Here is an 18,492-nt window from a genome sequence, read left to right on the forward strand (position 1 = left end):
TACGGCCGGGTGAAGGTGCAGTTCCCTTGGGACCGCGAGGGCAAGGGTGACGAACACAGCTCCTGCTGGATTCGCGTATCGCAGAACATCGCCGGGGCGCTGTGGGGGCACATGGCGATACCGCGCATCGGCCAGGACGTGATCATTTCCAATTTCGACGGCGATCCCGACCAGCCGATCATCACCGGCCGCGGCTACACCGCCTTGCAGCGCCCGCCCTACGAACTGCCCAAGCACAAGACGCGCATGACCCTGAAGAGCCAGACCCACAAGGGCGATGGCTTCAACGAACTGCGCTTCGAGGACGAGGCGGGGCAGGAAGAGGTGTTCATCCATGCGCAGAAGGACCAGAACAACGTGGTCCGCAACGATGAAACCACCTTTGTCGGGCATGACCGCAGCGAGCAGGTGGAAAACGACGAGACCCTCACTGTCGGCCACGACCGCAAGGACACGGTGGGCAATGACGAGGAGGTGCTGATCAGCCGGCACCGGCGCCATCGGATCGGCGAGGACGACAACCTGAGCATTGGTCGCAACCACACCATTCTCACGACCAAGGACCGCACCGAAGAGGTGGGCAACAACCGTCTCGACAAGACTGCCGTCGATCACCGGGTGGAGATCGGCGCGAATCTGGAGCAGCAGGTGCAAGGTGCGGCGAGGTTGCAGGCGGGGCAGAGCATCACGCAGCACACCAGGGTATTTGAAATCCATGCGTCCGATTCGGTGGTCATCAAGGGCCCTGGCGGCACGCTGCGCATCGATGGCGCGGGGATCACGCTGGACGGTATTCAGATCACGCTCAAGGGGACCATGAACAAGCTGGGGGGAGGTGTCGGCAACGACCTGTCGCTGGTGAGCAAGGTCATGGAAGGGAAAGAAACCACATGCGGGGAGGAAACCAGATGAATAACGACGCTGTCAGCCGTTTTCCCGAGTACCGTGCGCCGGACGACTACGTCTATCTGCTGTTGGACGGTTGGGCCGAATGTGCGTCGGATCATCCGCTCAGCGTACCGTCGCTGATCCAGTCGCTGGGCGATGATGCCATTACCCGCGTGCTGCGGCCGGACCTATCCCACTCGCCCGACCTCTGCCCCGCACTGATTCGACTGGCAGCGCCGGGCGAGGACGTGCCACAGCGCTATCTCGGACTCAGCGCCGAATACGCCTCCCAGGACCTTGTCCATAGCAAGCGGTATGTCTGCGGCTGGCTGCTCAGCCCGCAACCGCTGGAGGTCGTCGCCACCCACATCGCGGATCGATGCCGCACCACCGCGCCCGAGGGCGAGCCTTCCTCGGCCTGGTTCGAGCCGCTGAGGCTGGAACTGTTGCTCGGCGCGATGAGCACGCAAGCAGGCGACTTGCTGGGGGCGATCCGCTTCTGGCTTTTCCCGCTCAGTTGGGGTGGTTATACGCTTTTGCGTGGCACCGCCTGCCCCTGTGATACAGCGCTTTCCGATACCGCGAAGGAAACCCAGCACCTGGCGCCAGTGGTCAACCGATTCCTGGGCATCTGGCGCCATGCCCTGCGCCGTCCACCCCGCTTCGCCCCGTGGCGCTGGGCGGGCACCTCCGGGTTGCCAGCACAGGCCGCTGTTCATGGTTTCCGCCTGATTCGCGATGCGCGCAGGCTCGGGCTTGCAAACAACCGCGACCTCATCTCCCTCAGCCTGCGCCGGGTGTTCCTGCACCCTCATCTGCCGCAGCACCCGGACATTCAGCAGGCCATCGCCCAGGCGCGAGCCGGCGCTCTCGATCTGCAAAGTCATTTCGCCAGCCACAGCGAAGCCACCTGGAGGCGCATCGTCTCCGAGTTGCCCCGTGCGGAGAATTACTCATGAGTTCCAATACCTCGTCCGATCTCGACCTCAGTCTCGACATAGCCATCAACGAAGCCGATCCACCGTCCCTCGACGTGTGCGGGGTCTGCAAGCGCATCGGCCTGCCCATCCTGCCCCTGCGCACGGCCTGTGCCCCCAGGCCCCTGGAGACCCAGGAACTGCCCCTGACCCTCGGCTCCGACGTCAGGACCGTGCGCCTGCGTGACAATCAGCCGCGCATTCTGCGCCGAGGTTTTCTCTATGTGATGCTCGACAGGAGGGAATGGCAGGCTTACCAGATCACGCCCGAGGGGGCACTGCGTCAGTTCCGGCCATACCAGGTGCCCCGAGAAGAACCACGCCCCTTGAGTGAGCGCTGCATCAGGCACGACCACGACATCCCCGCGTCCTTCCTCAACATCGACACCGACAAGTACGCCACCGCCTGGCTGGCCATCGCCAACGATCCCTGGCCCGCCGAGGTGCTGGACCGCTACCGGCGCGGCGGCACGGTCGACGGCATGAACCTCGACGAGCGCTTCTACAAGCTCGACCTCAAGGCTGCCCGCGAGAATCCCGCCAGCGTCGGCATCGCCATGACCGAGAACGACCTGCAGATCTACGACGTCCTCGAATACGGTCAGCCTGCGGCTGGCGGCTTCCACAGCGTGCATGGTTTCTATCCGCGCAATCACCGTCTGCGCGCCCTGGCGGGGCATGTGCGGGCAATGACCGAGAAACACACGCTGCCCAACGGCGTGCTGGCCCTGGTCCTGCCCGATCCCATCGGCATGGTGCAGGAGATCAATGCCCAGCGGCTGTTCCGTTACCAGGCCATGCAGGAATGGTGTGCCGAGCCACAGCGGCGGTTCGAGCACTTCACCTCGCAGGCATTGCTCGGGATTCGTGAGTTGCAGCTCGACAAGGCGAAAAAGCAGGGGATCAAGGACGCTGAAGAGGCGGTCGAGAATCAGCGTCAGTACAACGCCAGGCCGCAGTCCTACAGGGCGCCCCTGCCTGAACTCGATCTGGAGAAGGAGAAGCAACGCAGGACCAAATCCGAACAGGCCGATGCCGGCGAGCGGCTCGGTGACCGCTACGACGAGAAAGCCCGCGCGGCCTTCGAGGCCAACTACAACAAGACCCTGGCCGACTGGCAACAGATCGTCGACGAGGCCGCCGAGCCCTACGCGAAGCACTATCAGGGCGCTGCGTTTCAACTGGCTGCGCGGCATGACTACAGCGCCACCGATGACCGCTCGGTGGAGCTGTTCATCCGCATGATGAGCCAGTGCCTGGCCGGCGGGCCGACCGAACGTATCAAGGAGGGCAGTCTCGGTCCCAGCCAGGCGCTCTGGAAGGGCGAGCTGGAGAGTGGCTACAGCCTGTTCTACGAGGCTCTGCACGGCAAGGATGAGGGCTGGCTCAAGCAGATTCACCAAGGCCTGGTCGGTGATGAGCGGACCCGGATCTATCACGGGCTCAAGACCTTAATCACCACCGATGAAGGCGGGAAGCTCATGAAAACGGCGGTGCAGACGGCCATCGGCCAGTTGCTCGGCGGTGCCGCCACGGCCAGCCATGCCCTTGGCGAGCAGCTTTCGGAGCATATCCGGGCGCTGGTGGGGCACCTGCACCGGGAGGCCTGGCTGCGCTACTCCGGGGTGGAGCTCACGCAGCTCACGGTTACGTTGAGGGTGGGCGAATACCTCACGTTGCTCAACGAGATCCTTCACGAAGGCACCGCGTGCTTCATCGCCCACCTCGACCAGCAGTTCCGCAAACCGGCCGAGCGCAAGGTGCGCGCCATGCTGCTGAGTAATCAGTTCGCCCCGGCGCTGGCGGGCAGCCATGCGGTGCTGATCGAGATCAAGGTCTGGTCGCTGGAGAGTGCCGAGGCCTTGCAGGCCCGGCTGGAAACACTGCGGGCCGGTGTGGGTGACGGCGTCGGCGATGCGCTGCGCAAGGTCCGGGTGGGTACCGAAGCCGTTATCAGCACGATGGACGACATGGCACGCCACTTCACCGTCAATGCCGAGGTGGCGCGGCTGCTGGCGAGGGACTCGATGCACGGCATGCTCAATGCCGCCAAGACCGGTGGGAACGGCGCCTTCAACCTGGGGCTGGCGCTGGGTAGCTTGTGGTTCCAGCAGGATGCCCTGCGCCGGAGCTATGCGAACCTGCTGAAGACGGTGGGGAAGGAGCGCCCCGAAGCGATGGCGGCGGTGATGTCGGCGTCGTTCGGGGTGATGGGGGCGAGTGTTGAAGTCGTCGGGGGGAGCATTCAGATGCTGCGGCCTGATATGAACATCGCGGTGGTTCGAGCAACGGGAGGGGTGCGGGATATTAAGTTAGGCGGGCGGATTCTTCAGTTTGGCGGTGCGATTGTGTCGGTGGCGAGTGCGATGGAGGGGTTGCAGTATGCGTTTGCTGCTCGACGCTCATACAGCACTGGCGACCAGTTGGCGAGCGTCATTTATACAGGAGCTGCCATCACGGCGGGCCTTTCCGCAGGCTTCGGAATTGGAGGTTCTCTAGCTCCGGCAGCATTAGCACTCGCTCCCCTTGCAATTGCTGTGCTGTTTGGCCTTGCCGCGTATGGGGTAGCTGTTTGGGCGAAAGGGCAGGAGTCGCAGCCCTTGGAGCTATGGGCACGCCATTCCCTCTGGGGGCTACCGGGAGCGCACCGTCGCTGGACGGACGTGCACGATATGGATACGGCGATTGGTGCCTTGAACGCTGCGCTGTTGGGTTTGACCGCACAGCTTGCTGTAACCGAACGCATCCAAAGGCCAGGCGACAAGGTATCAGGGCGAGGTGGAACCTTGGAGTACAGAGTTCTTCTACCAGGCTATGACGCTGAGGTGTCGCGCTACAAATTTGCGTTGCAGGGATTCCAGGTTGGTGAAACTTCGGGCGGTATGATCGCCGGTGGACATACCGGTGGAGCGAATGGCCCTTTGCCGGTCCCTGCTGAGTGGAAATGGCGGAGCTATGACCCTGCAACGACGGCTCCGATCACTCATCACAATCCTGAGTCAGCAACGCTGGAGATCAAGGGCTCCATCACCTTCAACGGGGTTCTTGACTTTCATGCTCTGGAGCTTGAGGTGGACTACTGGCCTGACAAAAGTGATGAGTCCGGTGTCGCCCGGTTGATCGTAAAGGAAGACAAGATCAATGGGCGAGCGGAGTAGTAACCCATATGAAAGCACCTAAACTCGTTCCGCCTTGTCCGGGCTGGCAGGAAGACCTGCCTCGTCCTGATGAGGTGCCGGTCGTAGCTCCGGCACTTGGGTTCGATACGCCGAATCATCAGGATGATGTATTTCTGGAATTGCCTCGTGCGTCGGCCCTTATCAGGGGCGTGATGTTTTGGTTTGCACCGTTCTCAATTATTTCCCTTGTCATTTTTTCGTGGCTTTTTCTGTCAATTGATCAGGGGCGTAACTTTGAGACATGGATGATGTTTGTATCAGTCTTACTCATCGGAGTTTGGTCAGCCTTACTCTTCTGGAAGGTGGATGTGGCTCCGCCTCGAGATTTACCACTTCGCTTCAACCGCCCTCGTCAACGTCTCTACGCATATAACTTTAAGCACCGCTGGTGGAACCCTTTCGAACGCTGGCGAGTGGTGCCGGTGGCCTATGACTGGTCACAAGTACGTGCAGAACGCTGGAGCAGACGCCATTTCACGGCCCAGGGTGGGGTCATCTTCCAATTTGGTGTTGAGTTGTCCATCGTCAAGCCCGGCACCAACGAGGTCATCGACCGCTTCCCCCTGACCGCCATGGGCGCCGATGAACACGCCTGGGCTTATGTTTGCACCTACATGCAACAAGGCCCTGACGCGCTATCTCCCCCTGGCCCACCGAAAGATCACAACGATGTGCTCTGGTGCAATATCGCGCTGCTCCTGGCACCCAAGGTCAAATGGCCTGCCGAGATGGATCTGGAGTCGAGAACGGCACCATGAGCGTTGTCTTCATCGCCCACCTCGACCAGCAGTTCCGCAAACCGGCCGAGCGCAAGGTGCGCGCCATGTTGCTGAGCAATCAGTTCGCCCCGGCGCTGGTGAGTAGCCGCGCCAGAATCGTCCTGCCTGGTTATGACCCAGGCACCTCGCGCTACGAATGGTCATTTTGGGGATACCATCCTGGTGAAACTCCGGGAGGGATTATTGCCGAGGGGCGTACCGGTGGGACGAATGGTCCGTTGCCGGCTCCGGCAATGTGGAAATGGCCGGGCTATGATCCCGCAACGACGGCTCCGGTGATTCATCACAATATCGAGTTAAAAACGCTGGAGATCCGGGGAGCGATTGCATTCCAGGGTGATCTTGATTTTCACGCTCTGGAACTGGAAGTGTCCTACTGGCCTGACAAGAGTGACGAAGCGGGTATCGCTCGGTTGATCGTGAAGGAGGACAAGATCCCTGGGCGAGTAGGGTGGAAGGTATGAAAAGACCTGAGCTCGCCCCCCCATGTTCTGGCTGGCAAGAAGATCTGCCTCGTCCTGATGAGGTGCCGGTCGTAGCTCCGGCACTTGGGTTCGATACGCCGAATCATCAGGGCGATATTTTTCTTGAGTTGCCGCGTGCCTCAGCACTTATCAGAGGCTTGGTGATTTGGTTTGCACCGGTCACGAGTATCTTGCTGATTGTTCTGTCTTGGCTCTTTTTCTCAATTGAGCAGAAACTGAAGTTCGAGTTCTGGATGGTATATCTCTGTTGCATGTCTGTAGGAGTTTGGACGCTTCTGCTTTGTGTGCAGTTCGATATAACCCCCCCTCGAGACTTACCTCTTCGCTTCAACCGCGCCCGTCAGCGCCTCTACGCCTACAACTTCAACTACCGCTGGTGGAACCCCTTCGAACGATGGAGGGTTGAACCTGTAGCCTACGACTGGTCCCAGGTCCGCGCCGAGCGCTGGTTCAAGCGCGGCGCGACGGCGCATGGGGTCGTCTTCAAGGGCGGCGTGGTGCTCTCCATCGTCAAGCCTGGCACCAGCGAAGTCATCGACCGCTTTCCCCTGACCACCATGGGCGCCGACGAGCACGCCTGGGCCTACATCTGCACCTACATGCAACAAGGTCCTGACGCGCTACCTCTCCCCGGCCCGCCGAAAGATCATAACGATGTGCTCTGGTGCAATATCGCCTTGCTCCTGGCACCCAAGGTCAAATGGCCTGCCGAGATGGACCTGGAGTCGAGAACGGCGCCATGAACGTTGTCTTCATCTCCTCGCTCGACCAGCAGTTCCGCAAACCGGCCGAGCGCAAGGTGCGCGCCATGCTCCTGAGCAATCCGAAGATTCATCACGATACCGAGTCAAAAACGCTGGAGATCCGGGGGGCAATTGCTTTTCAGGGTGATATTGATTTTCACGCACTGGAGCTTGAGTTCTCCTACTGGCCTGACAAAAGTGATGAGTCGGGTATCGCTCGCCTGATCATTAAGGAGGACAAGATCCCAAGGCGAGTGGGAAGGGGGCTCATATGAGAAGGCCCGAGCTCGTCCCCCCATGTTCTGGATGGCAGGAAGATCTGCCTCGTCCTGATGAGGTGTCGGTCGTAGTTCCGGCCCTCGGATTCGATTCCCCCAATCATCAGGATGATGTTTTTCTGGAACTGCCGCGTACTTCAGCACTTATTAGAGGTTTGATGATCTGGTTCGCGCTGGCCATGAGCGTCGTGATGATTGTTCTGTCATGGCTATTTTTTTCAATTGAGTCAAAATTGAAACTTGAAATTCTTATGATATTTGTTCTGTGCATATTTGCTGGAGTTTGGTCAGTCCCCGTCTTCTGGAAGTTCGATGTAGCACCTCCGCGCGATCTGCCCCTCCGCTTTAATCGCGCCCGCCAGCGCCTCTACGCCTACAACTTCAACTACCGCTGGTGGAACCCCTTCGAACGCTGGAAGGTTGACCCTGTAGCCTACGACTGGTCACAGGTCCGCGCCGAACGCTGGTTCAAGCGCGGCGCGACGGCGCATGGTGTCGTCTTCAAGGGCGGCGTGGTGCTCTCCATCGTAAAACCCGGCACCAACGAAGTTATCGACCGTTTCCCCCTCACCACCATGGGCGCCGACGAGCACGCCTGGGCGTACATCTGCACCTACATGCAACAAGGCCCCGACGCACTACCGCCCCCCGGCCCACCGAAAGATCACAACGATGTGCTCTGGTGCAATATCGCCCTGCTCTTGGCGCCCAAGGTCAAATGGCCTGCCGAGATGGACCTGGAGTCGAGAACAGCGCCATGACAGCCCACACGCCTTCAAGACTATTCACCCAAATCTATACAACCAGAGGAAACCATCCATGCAGCCAATCGTTCTTCTAGGACACCAGCACGACTGTCCAATACACGGCAAAGGCACCGTCACCAGCGGCGCAATTGACGCAACCGTCAACGGCAAACCCATCGCCCGCGTCGGCGACTCGATCAGTTGCGGGGCGGTTATCCAGACTGGCTCTGCCGACACCTTCATCGACGGCCAGGCCGTGGCCCGTGTGGGTGACACCACCAGCCATGGCGGTACCCTGATCGAAGGCGATGCTGGCTGGTTGGTGGAGTGAATTGCCTCAGCGGCGGCTGAAGAGCACCGCACAAGCGCTCTTCCACGCCTCATGCTGATACTTGTTGAGCACCGCCGGCGGGGTCAGGTCGTGCTTCTTGCTCTGCGCGGTGATGGTCTGCGGCGACACCAGGTGCACTTCGCAGCCGTCGAGCAGTTGCAGCAGGCCTTCCAGCTTGAAGGTCACCGGCCCGCCGGCGAAGTCGCCCTTCTTGCTGCGTTTCTTGATCGCCAGGTGAGTGATGCCGTGTTCGCCGACGAAAGCCCGGACACGGGCGGCGAAGTCGCGGACCTGGGCGGCGTCCTCGTCGTCGTCGAGGCCGATCTTCTTGATCGCCGTGGCCACATGCACCGGTTGCCCGGCGTCCAGGCTGGCCACCGCCAGCAGGGCTTCGCTGCCCTTGAGTTCGATACCGCAGATGATCATGTGTTCGCTCAGTCGGAAGTCGGCAGGCCGAGGGATTGCAGGTATTCGGAGCGGTCGTCGTTGCGCTGCGCCAGGCAGGTGTTCTGCGCCGCTTCGAAGGCCTTGCCGGCGGCGATGTCGTAGGTCTCGACCTTGCAGTCGGCGTCGCGCAGCTGTTTCCAGATCGCCTCGGCGTCGCCCAGGCGCTTGCTCAGCTCGGCGATTTTCGCGCTCTTGCCGGCGTACTGCTCCTTGATGCGCTCCTGCAGGTCGGCGAAGGCGGCTTCCAGCTCGCGCTCGGAGGCGCTGCGGCTGTAGTGCGCGCACTCGTAGTTCTGCTGATCGGTTTCAACGTTGTCGCACGGCGTGCTTTCTTCTTCCGCGGCATGGGCGCCAACGGCCAGGGTAGCCAGCATCAGCCAGACCATCGATTTCATCGAATTCATCTCCCAAAGGAACATGGGGCGGGATTCTCGCTCTTTGCCCAGGCAAAGAACAGGGTGGCTGGATGAAGGTTTTTTTCCGCCGCGGTGCGTGGCACGGCCCCCGGGGCGCCGGGGACCGTGGCCGCGGGCGAGCCTCAGAGGCTCAGGTGCGCCAGAAAACGGTTGGCGTTATCCCCCAGTTTGGTGATCACTGCTTCGCGCACCTGGCTGTAGGTCTGGGTGTTGAGCACCGAGGTCTGGGCGGCGCGGAAGATCTGCACCTCGTTGCTCTGGAAGGTGACGAACAGAATGCTGGTGTTGGAGGTATTGCGTATCACCTGCATGCAGTTCATCAACATGGTCACGTCCCCTTCGGCGTTCTGCGTGCAGGGCATGATCTGGAAGGTGCCGACATTGCCTTTGTTGCAGTTGTCGAGAAACAGTTGCAGGGCATGCGGTTGCTTGCGCAGCGACTCGAAGGTGCGCCGCGCGAGGGGGGCGAACTCGGCACCGCCAACGACGCTGTCGATGATGTCCAGCGCCACGTCGTCCAGGGTGAACGCCTGGCGGTTCGGCTGGTAGCGCTGCATTTCGCTGTGCGACAGGGTCCAGCCGAGCTTGCCCAGGCCTTCGGTGTAGAAGTTGAACCACTTTTCGCGCTGCTTGGCCTTGTCGAAGCGCTTGCTGGCCGCCAGTTGCATCAGCAGGGTGCTGTTGAGCACGTCCTCGCGGGCCTGCTGACCGAGGCCGGAGACGAAGGACACGAGGCTGTCGCCGAGCACCATGGCGCCGTCGGTCCGGCGGGTGCTGTTGTCCGACTGGGGGGGCGGGTTCTGCAGAAACGGCCGGTGGGCGGTATCCGGAAACTGCAGGGACGCGATGTAATCATGAACGTCGCTCATGGGGTGACTCCTGTCGTGGTGGAAAGCCTGCGAAACTAGCGAAATCCCCGGCGCATGGCAGGCGGACGGGCTTCCTCGCCCGCCCTGGCACTCCGTCGTGCAGCCCTTTGTCGTCCTTTGACGCTTTCGGCAATTCCCCTGTCGTTTTTGCGTCGGGGCGACAATCACCCGAGGCATATGCTGACCTCCAATAGCGCCGGCAGACGATTCGGCGCCGGAATGCCAATAAAGGGGACTGCCTGATGAGCCCAGCCGAATTACACGCAGACAGCATCGTTATCGACGGGCTGATCATCGCCAAATGGAACCGCGAACTGTTCGAGGACATGCGCAAGGGCGGCCTGACCGCGGCCAACTGCACCGTGTCGGTCTGGGAAGGCTTCAAGGCCACCGTCGACCAGATCGCCGCCAGCCAGAAGCTGATCCGCGACAACAGCGACCTGGTGATGCCGGTGCGCACCACCGCCGACATCCGCAAGGCCAAGGAACTGGGCAAGACCGGCATCCTCTTCGGCTTCCAGAACGCCCATGCGTTCGAGGACCAGATTGCCTATGTCGACGTGTTCAAGCAGCTCGGCGTGGGTATCGTGCAGATGTGCTACAACACCCAGAACCTGGTCGGCACCGGTTGCTACGAGCGTGACGGCGGGCTGTCCGGCTTCGGTCGCGAGATCGTCGCCGAGATGAACCGCGTCGGCATCATGTGCGACCTGTCCCATGTCGGCTCCAAGACCAGCGAGGAAGTCATCCTCGAATCGAAGAAGCCGGTCTGCTACTCCCACTGCCTGCCTTCGGGCCTCAAGGAACACCCGCGCAACAAGTCCGACGCAGAGCTGAAGTTCATCGCCGACCACGGCGGTTTCGTCGGTGTGACCATGTTCGCGCCGTTCCTGGCCAAGGGCATCGACTCGACCATCGACGACTACGCCGAGGCCATCGAGTACACCATGAACATCGTCGGTGAAGACGCCATCGGCATCGGTACCGACTTCACCCAGGGCCATGGCCAGGACTTCTTCGAGTACCTGACCCACGACAAGGGCTACGCCCGTCGCCTGACCAACTTCGGCAAGATCATCAACCCGCTGGGCATCCGCACCGTGGGCGAGTTCCCCAACCTCACCGAGACCCTGCTCAAGCGCGGCCATTCCGAGCGCGTTGTCAGGAAAATCATGGGTGAAAACTGGGTCAACGTCCTCAAGGACGTCTGGGGCGAGTGAATACCTCTGGAGCCTCGCGAGCACGCCGATAGCTGCGTCAGGTCCTCACGATAAGCTCGCCGTACCTCGGTACTGTCTCGCTTATCGTTCCGGTCCTTCCTTGCTCTCGACGCGCTCGCGAGCCTCCAGAGGCATTCACAGCGGCTTTTTATCAAAGAGCAAAGCCAAAGCGGCTTTGCAGCTCGAATATCTAAATTTCTGGAGTTGAGTTTCCATGGCCAAGATCGCCCCGCAATTGCCAATCGAAGTCGACAGCGAGACCGGTGTCTGGACCAGCGACGCCCTGCCGATGCTGTACGTACCGCGGCATTTCTTCGTCAACAACCACATGGGCATCGAGGAAGTGCTGGGCGCCGAAGCCTACGCCGAGATCCTCTACAAGGCCGGCTACAAGTCCGCCTGGCACTGGTGCGAGAAGGAAGCCGAATGCCACGGCCTGGAAGGCGTGGCGGTGTTCGAGCACTACATGAAGCGCCTGTCCCAGCGCGGCTGGGGCCTGTTCAAGATCCAGGACATCGACCTCGACCAGGGCACCGCCAGCGTCAAGCTGGAGCACTCGGCGTTCGTCTACGTCTACGGCAAGGTCGGGCGCAAGGTCGACTACATGTTCACCGGCTGGTTCGCCGGGGCCATGGACCAGATCCTCGCCGCCCGCGGCAGCAAGATCCGCACCGTCGCCGAGCAGGTCTACGGCGGTTCCGAAGAAGGCCACGACGACGGCCTGTTCATCGTCAAGCCGCTGTAAGTCGAGGAGCCCGCGCCATGGCGTTCGAAGCTATGTTCCAGCCGATCCAGATCGGCAAACTGACCATCCGCAACCGCGTGCTGAGTACCGCGCACGCCGAGGTCTATGCCACCGACGGCGGCATGACCACCGAGCGCTATGTGAAGTACTACGAGGAGAAGGCCAAGGGCGGTATCGGCCTGGCCATCTGCGGTGGTTCTTCCGTGGTCGCCATCGACAGCCCGCAGCAGTGGTGGTCGTCGGTGAACCTGTCCACCGACCGCATCATCCCGCACTTCCAGAACCTCGCCGACGCCATGCACAAGCATGGCGCCAAGATCATGATCCAGATTACCCACATGGGCCGTCGCTCGCGTTGGGACGGCTACCACTGGCCGACCCTGATGTCGCCGTCCGGCATCCGCGAACCGGTGCACCGTGCCACCTGCAAGACCATCGAGCCGGAGGAGATCTGGCGGGTGATCGGCAACTACGCGCAAGCGGCACGTCGCGCGAAGGAAGGCGGCCTGGACGGCGTCGAGCTGTCGGCCGTGCACCAGCACATGATCGACCAGTTCTGGAGCCCGCGGGTCAACAAGCGTACCGACGAATGGGGCGGCACCTTCGAAGGCCGCATGAAGTTCGGCCTGGAAGTGCTCAAGGCGGTGCGCGCCGAGGTCGGCCCTGACTTCTGCGTCGGCATGCGTATCTGCGGTGACGAATTCCACCCCGATGGCCTCAGCCACGAGGACATGAAGGAAATCGCCAAGTACTACGATGCCACCGGCATGGTCGACTTCTTCGGCGTGATCGGCTCGGGTTGCGACACCCACAACACCCTGGCCAACGTGATTCCCAACATGAGCTACCCGCCGGAGCCGTTCCTGCACCTGGCGGCGGGCATCAAGGAAGTGGTCAAGGCCCCGGTGCTGCACGCGCAGAACATCAAGGACCCGAACCAGGCCACGCGCATTCTCGAAGGCGGCTATGTCGACATGGTCGGCATGACCCGCGCGCACATCGCCGACCCGCACCTGATCGCCAAGATCAAGATGGGCCAGGTCGACCAGATCAAGCAGTGCGTCGGTGCCAACTACTGCATCGACCGTCAGTACCAGGGCCTGGATGTGCTGTGCATCCAGAATGCCGCGACCTCCCGTGAATACATGGGCGTGCCGCACATCATCGAGAAATCCACCGGCGCCAAGCGCAAGGTGGTGATCGTCGGTGCCGGCCCGGCCGGCATGGAAGCGGCGCGGGTCGCCGCCGAACGTGGGCACGACGTGACCCTGTTCGAGAAGAAGGAACAGATCGGCGGGCAGATCACCATCGCCGCCAAGGCGCCGCAGCGCGACCAGATCGCCGGTATCACCCGCTGGTACCAGCTGGAGCTGGCACGCCTGAAGGTCGACCTGCGCCTGGGCACCGCCGCCGACGCCGCGACCATCATGGACCTGCGTCCGGACATCGTCGTACTGGCGGTGGGCGGGCATCCGTTCATGGAGCAGAACGAGCACTGGGGTGCCGCCGAAGGGCTGGTGGTGAGCAGCTGGGACGTGCTCGACGGCAAGGTCGCGCCGGGCAAGAACGTGCTGGTCTACGACACCATCTGCGAGTTCACCGGCATGTCGGTGGCCGACTTCATCGCCGACAAGGGCAGCCAGGTGGAGATCGTCACCGACGACATCAAGCCGGGCGTGGCCATCGGTGGTACGTCGTTCCCGACCTACTACCGCAGCATGTACCCCAAGGAAGTGATCATGACCGGCGACCTGATGCTGGAAAAGGTCTACCGCGAGGGCGACAAGCTGGTTGCCGTGCTGGAGAACGAATACACCGGGGCCAAGGAAGAGCGGGTGGTCGACCAGGTGGTGATCGAGAACGGCGTGCGGCCTGACGAGGCGCTGTACTACGCGCTCAAGGACGGTTCGCGGAACAAGGGCCAGATCGATGTCGAGGCGCTGTTCGCCATCCAGCCGCAGCCGATCCTCGGCCAGGCGGGCGAGGGCTACCTGCTGTACCGCATCGGCGACTGCGTGGCGCAGCGCAACACCCATGCGGCGATCTATGACGCCTTGCGGCTGTGCAAGGACTTCTGATCGCAGGGGGCTGCTGCGCAGCCCTTCGCAGGCAAGCCAGCTCCTACGGGAGCAGGCATTGCGCCTCCACCGTAGGAGCGTGGCTTGCCCGCGAAGGACCGCAAAGCGGTCCCGGTGCCCAACGAAACACCTAATGGGAGCTTCCCATGCTGAACCTTATCCTCCCCATCCTGCTGTTCGCCGCCCTCGGCCTGGCCGTGCTCGGCGCCGTGCGGCGCGTGCGCATGTGGCGCCAGGGCCGGCCGTCGCCGGTCAATCTGCTGGCCGGCCTGCTGGCCATGCCGCGGCGCTACCTGGTCGACCTCCACCATGTGGTGGAACGCGACAAGTACATGTCGAAAACCCACGTGGCCACCGCCGGCGGCTTCGTGCTCTCCGCCGTGCTGGCCATCGTCGTGCACGGTTTCGGCCTGCGCAGCCAGATCCTCGGCTACGCTCTGCTGGCCGCCACCGTGCTGATGTTCTGTGGTGCGCTGTTCGTCTTCAAGCGACGCCTGAACCCACCCTCGCGCCTGTCCAAAGGCCCGTGGATGCGCCTGCCGAAAAGCCTGCTGGTGTTCTCCGCGACCTTCTTCATCGCCACCCTGCCCGTCGCCGGCATCCTCCCCGAGGGCTTCGGCGGCTGGTTCCTCGTCGCCCTGCTGGGCCTGGGCGTGGTCTGGGGCGTGTCCGAGCTGTTCCTCGGCATGACCTGGGGCGGGCCGATGAAACACGCCTTCGCCGGGGCCCTGCACCTGGCCTGGCACCGCCGCGCCGAACGCTTCGGCGGCGGTCGTTCCACCGGTCTCAAGCCGCTCGACCTGGAAGACCGTTCGGCACCGCTGGGCGTGGAAAAACCCAAGGATTTCACCTGGAACCAACTGCTCGGTTTCGACGCCTGCGTGCAGTGCGGCAAATGCGAAGCCATGTGCCCGGCGTTCGCCGCCGGCCAGCCGCTGAACCCGAAGAAACTCATCCAGGACATGGTCATCGGCCTCGCCGGCGGCACCGACGCGCAGTTCGCCGGCAGCCCCTACCCCGGCAAGCCGATCGGCGAGCATGGCGGCCATCCGCACCAGCCGATCGTCAACGGCCTGGTCGATGCCGAGACCCTGTGGTCGTGCACCACCTGCCGCGCCTGCGTCGAGGAATGCCCGATGATGATCGAGCACGTCGATGCCATCGTCGACATGCGCCGCCACCTGACCCTGGAAAAGGGCGCCACGCCGAACAAGGGCGCGGAAGTCCTCGACAACCTGATCGCCACCGACAACCCCGGCGGTTTCAACCCCGGCGGACGGATGAACTGGGCCGCCGACCTGAACCTGAAAGTGCTGTCCGAGGTGAAGTCCACCGAGGTGCTGTTCTGGGTCGGCGACGGCGCCTTCGACATGCGCAACCAGCGCACCCTGCGCGCCTTCGTCAAGGTGCTGAAAGCCTCCGGCGTCGACTTCGCCGTGCTCGGCCTGGAAGAGCGCGACAGCGGCGACGTGGCCCGGCGCCTGGGTGACGAAGCCACCTTCCAGACCCTGGCCAAGCGCAATATCCAGACCCTCGGCAAGTACCGCTTCCAGCGCATCGTCACCTGCGACCCGCACAGCTTCCATGTGTTGAAGAACGAGTACGGCGCCTTCGGCGGCGAGTACCTGGTGCAGCACCACAGCACCTGGATCGCCGAGCTGCTCGACGCCGGCAAGCTGAACCTCGACGCGCACAAGGGCGGCAGCGTGACCTATCACGACCCGTGCTACCTGGGCCGCTACAACGGCGAATACGAGGCGCCGCGCCAGGTGCTGCGCGCCCTCGGCATCGAGGTCAAGGAGATGGAGCGTTCCGGCTTCCGCTCGCGCTGCTGCGGCGGTGGCGGCGGCGCGCCGATCACCGACATTCCTGGCAAGCAGCGCATTCCCGACATGCGCATGGAGGACATCCGCGAGACTGGCGCCGAACTGGTGGCGGTGGGTTGTCCACAGTGCACGGCGATGCTCGAAGGTGTCGTCGAACCGCGTCCGCTGATCAAGGACCTGGCCGAACTGGTGGCCGACGCCCTGCTGGAAACCCCGGCGGCGAGCAAGCCGGCCACGAGCAAACGTGAACCCGCGGAGGTGCACTGATGAGTGACATTATTCGCCGCGACCCGCGTGCCGAATGGATCGCGCGCAACCGCCTGCACCCGCTGCACGCGGCCATGCAGGTACAGCAGGACAGCTGGATGGGCCCCAACGGGGTGATCCGCAAGAACCCCCACACGGTGGGCTTCATCGGCCCCAACGGGATCAAGCGCATCGACCGCAGCGGCGCCCAGCAGGGTGGCAGCAGCGGCAAGCGCAGCGCGGCGGCCGAGGTGCAACTGCCGCTGCACCAGGTGCCGGCGCCGGCGTTCTACATCGCCGTGGTCCCGGACATGGTCGGCGGTCGCCTGAGCAGCCACGACCGCGACCTGCTCGGCCTGGCCCATAGCCTCGCCGGCAGCGACGGCGCGGTACTCGCCGTGGTGTTTGGCGAGCACAAGGAAAGCAACTTCGCCGGCAATGGCGTCGACCGCCTGTTGCTGATCGACGGCGAGCAGTTCCAGGGTTATGCACCGGAGCAGCGCGTCCAGGGCCTGCGCGCTGTGGATAACCAGTTTTCCCCACGCCACTGGCTGCTGCCAGACAGTCGCACCGGTGGTGGCGAGCTGGGCCGGCGGTTCGCCGCGACCCTGGGCGAGCGTCCGGCGACGCGGGTCTGGCAGATCAAGGACGGTCTCAGCAGCGGCCGCGCCGGTGCTGGCCAGCAAGACCTGGTACGCAACCTGCCGCGCTTGATCCTGGCCGCCGCCGAGTGCGCCGACCCGGTCAGCGAAACCCGTCACGAAGCGCTGCCGGTGGAGTTGTCCACAGGCGTGGCGCGCAGCCTGTCGCGCATCGAGGACCTCGGCCCGGTGGCTGTGGACCCGGCCGCCATCGCGATGGCCGAATCCGAGTTCATCGTCTCCGGTGGCAACGGCGTCAAGGACTGGGAGCTGTTCCACCGCGCCACCGCGGCCCTCGGCGCCACCGAAGGCGCCTCGCGGGTGGCGGTGGACGACGGCTTCATGCCGCGCAACCGCCAGGTCGGCGCCACCGGTACCTGGGTGACCGCGCGGGTCTACGTGGCGGTGGGCATTTCCGGGGCGATCCAGCACCTGCAGGGCATCGGTGCCTGCGACAAGGTGGTGGCGATCAACATGGACCCCGGTTGCGACATGATCAAACGCGCCGATCTCTCGGTGATCGGCGACAGCGCGGCGATCCTGCAGGCGCTGATCGAGGCTGTGGACAACTTCCGCAACGCCGCCAGACGCGATGCGGCATAAGGGCAGGGGACAAGCATGAACACGAAGGTCATCAGCCTGGTTTCGGTCGGCGCCCACCCCACCTCGGGGCGCAGCCGCCGTGCCGAACAGGACGCCCGCGCCGTGGAGCTGGGCCTGCAACTGGCCGGCGACACGCTGCAGGTATTGCATGCCGGCGATCCCCATGAGGAAGCCCTGCGCGCCTACCTGGGCATGGGCCTGGCCCAGCTCGATGTACTCGAGCAGCCGGCCGGCGCCGATGTGCTCGGCGTGCTCGGCGACTACCTGCGCGAAGCCGGCGCGCAACTGGTGCTCACCGGCAGTCAGGCGGAAACCGGCGAAGGCTCGGGCATGCTCCCGTACCTGCTGGCCGAGCGCCTGGGCTGGCCGCTGGTGGTGGGCCTGGCCGAGGTGGAGTCCATCGACAACGGCACCGCCCAGGTGCTGCAGGCGCTGCCCCGTGGTCAGCGGCGGCGGCTCAAGGTACGCCTGCCGTTTCTCGCCTCTGTGGATAACGCCGCGCCGAAGCCACGGCAGAGCGCCTTCGGTCCGGCGCGCCGCGGTGTGCTGGCGGCTCGCGAGGTGGAGATCGTCGACGACGAGCTGTTCGCCAGTGCCGAACTGCTGCCCGCCAAGCCGCGTCCCAAGCGGCTCAAGGTGATCAAGGCGAAGAGCGGTGCCGACCGCATGAAGGCCGCCACGGCCAAGGCCAGTGGCGGCGGTGGACAAGTGCTCAAGGATGTCAGTCCGCAGGCCGGGGCCGAAGCCATTCTCAAGCTGTTGATGGAAGAAGGCGTGCTGCGCTGAGGGTTGTGCACAAAGTCTGTTGGCGGTTCTGTGGATAAAATGTTTGCTGCCTTCTGGAAGCCTTGCCATGCAAGGCTTCCGTGCATTTGGTCAAATTTCGTACAGGTCACTTTAAGGCTATTCCCTGGTGAATAACCGTTTCGAATGAAGCAGTTGCCCACAATCCTTGTTGGTGGCTTTGTGGATAAACTGTTTGATCAGGTATAAAA

18 protein-coding genes are annotated in these 18,492 nt (G+C 63.0%); 15 read left to right on the forward strand and 3 right to left on the reverse strand.

Features of this window, described 5'->3' with window-relative positions:
* The 9 genes from CHB99_RS17205 to CHB99_RS17245 all read left to right on the forward strand — a co-directional run.
* The coding region (locus tag CHB99_RS17205; RefSeq protein ID WP_141137303.1) for a type VI secretion system Vgr family protein at positions 1-912 on the forward strand (912 nt) is incomplete at its 5' end.
* On the forward strand, positions 909-1,847 hold the full coding sequence (locus tag CHB99_RS17210) for a hypothetical protein (protein WP_052419418.1): 939 nt from the start codon (positions 909-911) through the stop codon (positions 1,845-1,847). The genes CHB99_RS17205 and CHB99_RS17210, both read left to right, overlap by 4 nt.
* Entirely contained in the window at positions 1,844-5,023 is a 3,180-nt protein-coding gene (locus CHB99_RS17215) for a T6SS effector BTH_I2691 family protein (protein WP_042124122.1), read from the forward strand. The genes CHB99_RS17210 and CHB99_RS17215 overlap by 4 nt, the downstream gene beginning before the upstream one ends.
* A gap of 8 nt (positions 5,024-5,031) precedes the next feature.
* The gene (locus CHB99_RS17220; RefSeq protein WP_245655599.1) at positions 5,032-5,802 is read left to right on the forward strand and encodes a DUF6708 domain-containing protein; all 771 of its coding nucleotides are present in this window, start codon (positions 5,032-5,034) and stop codon (positions 5,800-5,802) included.
* Positions 5,799-6,287, forward strand: coding sequence for a hypothetical protein (locus CHB99_RS17225; RefSeq protein WP_042124120.1), 489 nt, complete (start codon positions 5,799-5,801; stop codon positions 6,285-6,287). Before CHB99_RS17220 ends, CHB99_RS17225 begins: the two co-directional genes overlap by 4 nt.
* Positions 6,284-7,051 (forward strand): DUF6708 domain-containing protein, encoded by a 768-nt coding sequence (locus CHB99_RS30125; protein WP_245655598.1) that lies wholly within the window; start codon positions 6,284-6,286, stop codon positions 7,049-7,051. Before CHB99_RS17225 ends, CHB99_RS30125 begins: the two co-directional genes overlap by 4 nt.
* Complete coding sequence (locus CHB99_RS17235; protein ID WP_042124118.1) at positions 7,048-7,326, forward strand: hypothetical protein; 279 nt, start codon at positions 7,048-7,050, stop codon at positions 7,324-7,326. The genes CHB99_RS30125 and CHB99_RS17235 overlap by 4 nt, the downstream gene beginning before the upstream one ends.
* A complete protein-coding gene (locus CHB99_RS30130) occupies positions 7,323-8,090 on the forward strand; it encodes a DUF6708 domain-containing protein (protein ID WP_245655597.1) in 768 nt (255 codons plus the stop codon). Before CHB99_RS17235 ends, CHB99_RS30130 begins: the two co-directional genes overlap by 4 nt.
* A 58-nt stretch (positions 8,091-8,148) precedes the next feature.
* Complete coding sequence (locus CHB99_RS17245) at positions 8,149-8,406, forward strand: PAAR domain-containing protein (RefSeq protein WP_042124116.1); 258 nt, start codon at positions 8,149-8,151, stop codon at positions 8,404-8,406.
* 6 nt (positions 8,407-8,412) lie between these two features.
* Here the strand turns inward: CHB99_RS17245 and CHB99_RS17250 are convergent, their stop codons facing one another.
* The 3 genes from CHB99_RS17250 to CHB99_RS17260 all read right to left on the reverse strand — a co-directional run bounded on the left by CHB99_RS17250 (position 8,413) and on the right by CHB99_RS17260 (position 10,138).
* Positions 8,413-8,832, reverse strand: coding sequence for a DUF3010 family protein (locus CHB99_RS17250; protein ID WP_042124114.1), 420 nt, complete (start codon positions 8,830-8,832; stop codon positions 8,413-8,415).
* An 8-nt stretch (positions 8,833-8,840) separates the two neighbouring features.
* Positions 8,841-9,248, reverse strand: coding sequence for a lysozyme inhibitor LprI family protein (locus CHB99_RS17255; RefSeq protein WP_042124131.1), 408 nt, complete (start codon positions 9,246-9,248; stop codon positions 8,841-8,843).
* Between the two features lie 143 nt (positions 9,249-9,391).
* Positions 9,392-10,138, reverse strand: coding sequence for a hypothetical protein (locus tag CHB99_RS17260; RefSeq protein ID WP_052419417.1), 747 nt, complete (start codon positions 10,136-10,138; stop codon positions 9,392-9,394).
* Positions 10,139-10,380: 242 nt separating this feature from the next.
* On the opposite strand from CHB99_RS17260, the gene CHB99_RS17265 reads away from it, so the two are divergent.
* The 6 genes from CHB99_RS17265 to etfB all read left to right on the forward strand — a co-directional run bounded on the left by CHB99_RS17265 (position 10,381) and on the right by etfB (position 18,283).
* Entirely contained in the window at positions 10,381-11,358 is a 978-nt protein-coding gene (locus tag CHB99_RS17265) for a dipeptidase (protein ID WP_009682902.1), read from the forward strand.
* 214 nt (positions 11,359-11,572) lie between these two features.
* Entirely contained in the window at positions 11,573-12,103 is a 531-nt protein-coding gene (locus CHB99_RS17270) for a 4-vinyl reductase (RefSeq protein WP_042124111.1), read from the forward strand.
* A 17-nt stretch (positions 12,104-12,120) separates the two neighbouring features.
* Positions 12,121-14,181, forward strand: a complete 2,061-nt coding sequence (gene dgcA / locus CHB99_RS17275; RefSeq protein WP_042124110.1) for a dimethylglycine demethylation protein DgcA — start codon at positions 12,121-12,123, stop codon at positions 14,179-14,181.
* 146 nt (positions 14,182-14,327) lie between these two features.
* Complete coding sequence (dgcB, locus tag CHB99_RS17280) at positions 14,328-16,274, forward strand: dimethylglycine demethylation protein DgcB (RefSeq protein ID WP_042124107.1); 1,947 nt, start codon at positions 14,328-14,330, stop codon at positions 16,272-16,274.
* Entirely contained in the window at positions 16,274-17,497 is a 1,224-nt protein-coding gene (gene etfA / locus CHB99_RS17285; RefSeq protein WP_042124106.1) for an electron transfer flavoprotein subunit alpha, read from the forward strand. Before dgcB ends, etfA begins: the two co-directional genes overlap by 1 nt.
* Positions 17,498-17,512: 15 nt before the next feature.
* Positions 17,513-18,283, forward strand: coding sequence for an electron transfer flavoprotein subunit beta (gene etfB, locus CHB99_RS17290; RefSeq protein WP_042124104.1), 771 nt, complete (start codon positions 17,513-17,515; stop codon positions 18,281-18,283).
* The last annotated feature ends 209 nt before the right edge of the window (positions 18,284-18,492 follow it).

Origin of the sequence: Pseudomonas japonica (assembly GCF_900188455.1) — a bacterium.
Lineage (GTDB): Bacteria > Pseudomonadota > Gammaproteobacteria > Pseudomonadales > Pseudomonadaceae > Aquipseudomonas > Aquipseudomonas japonica.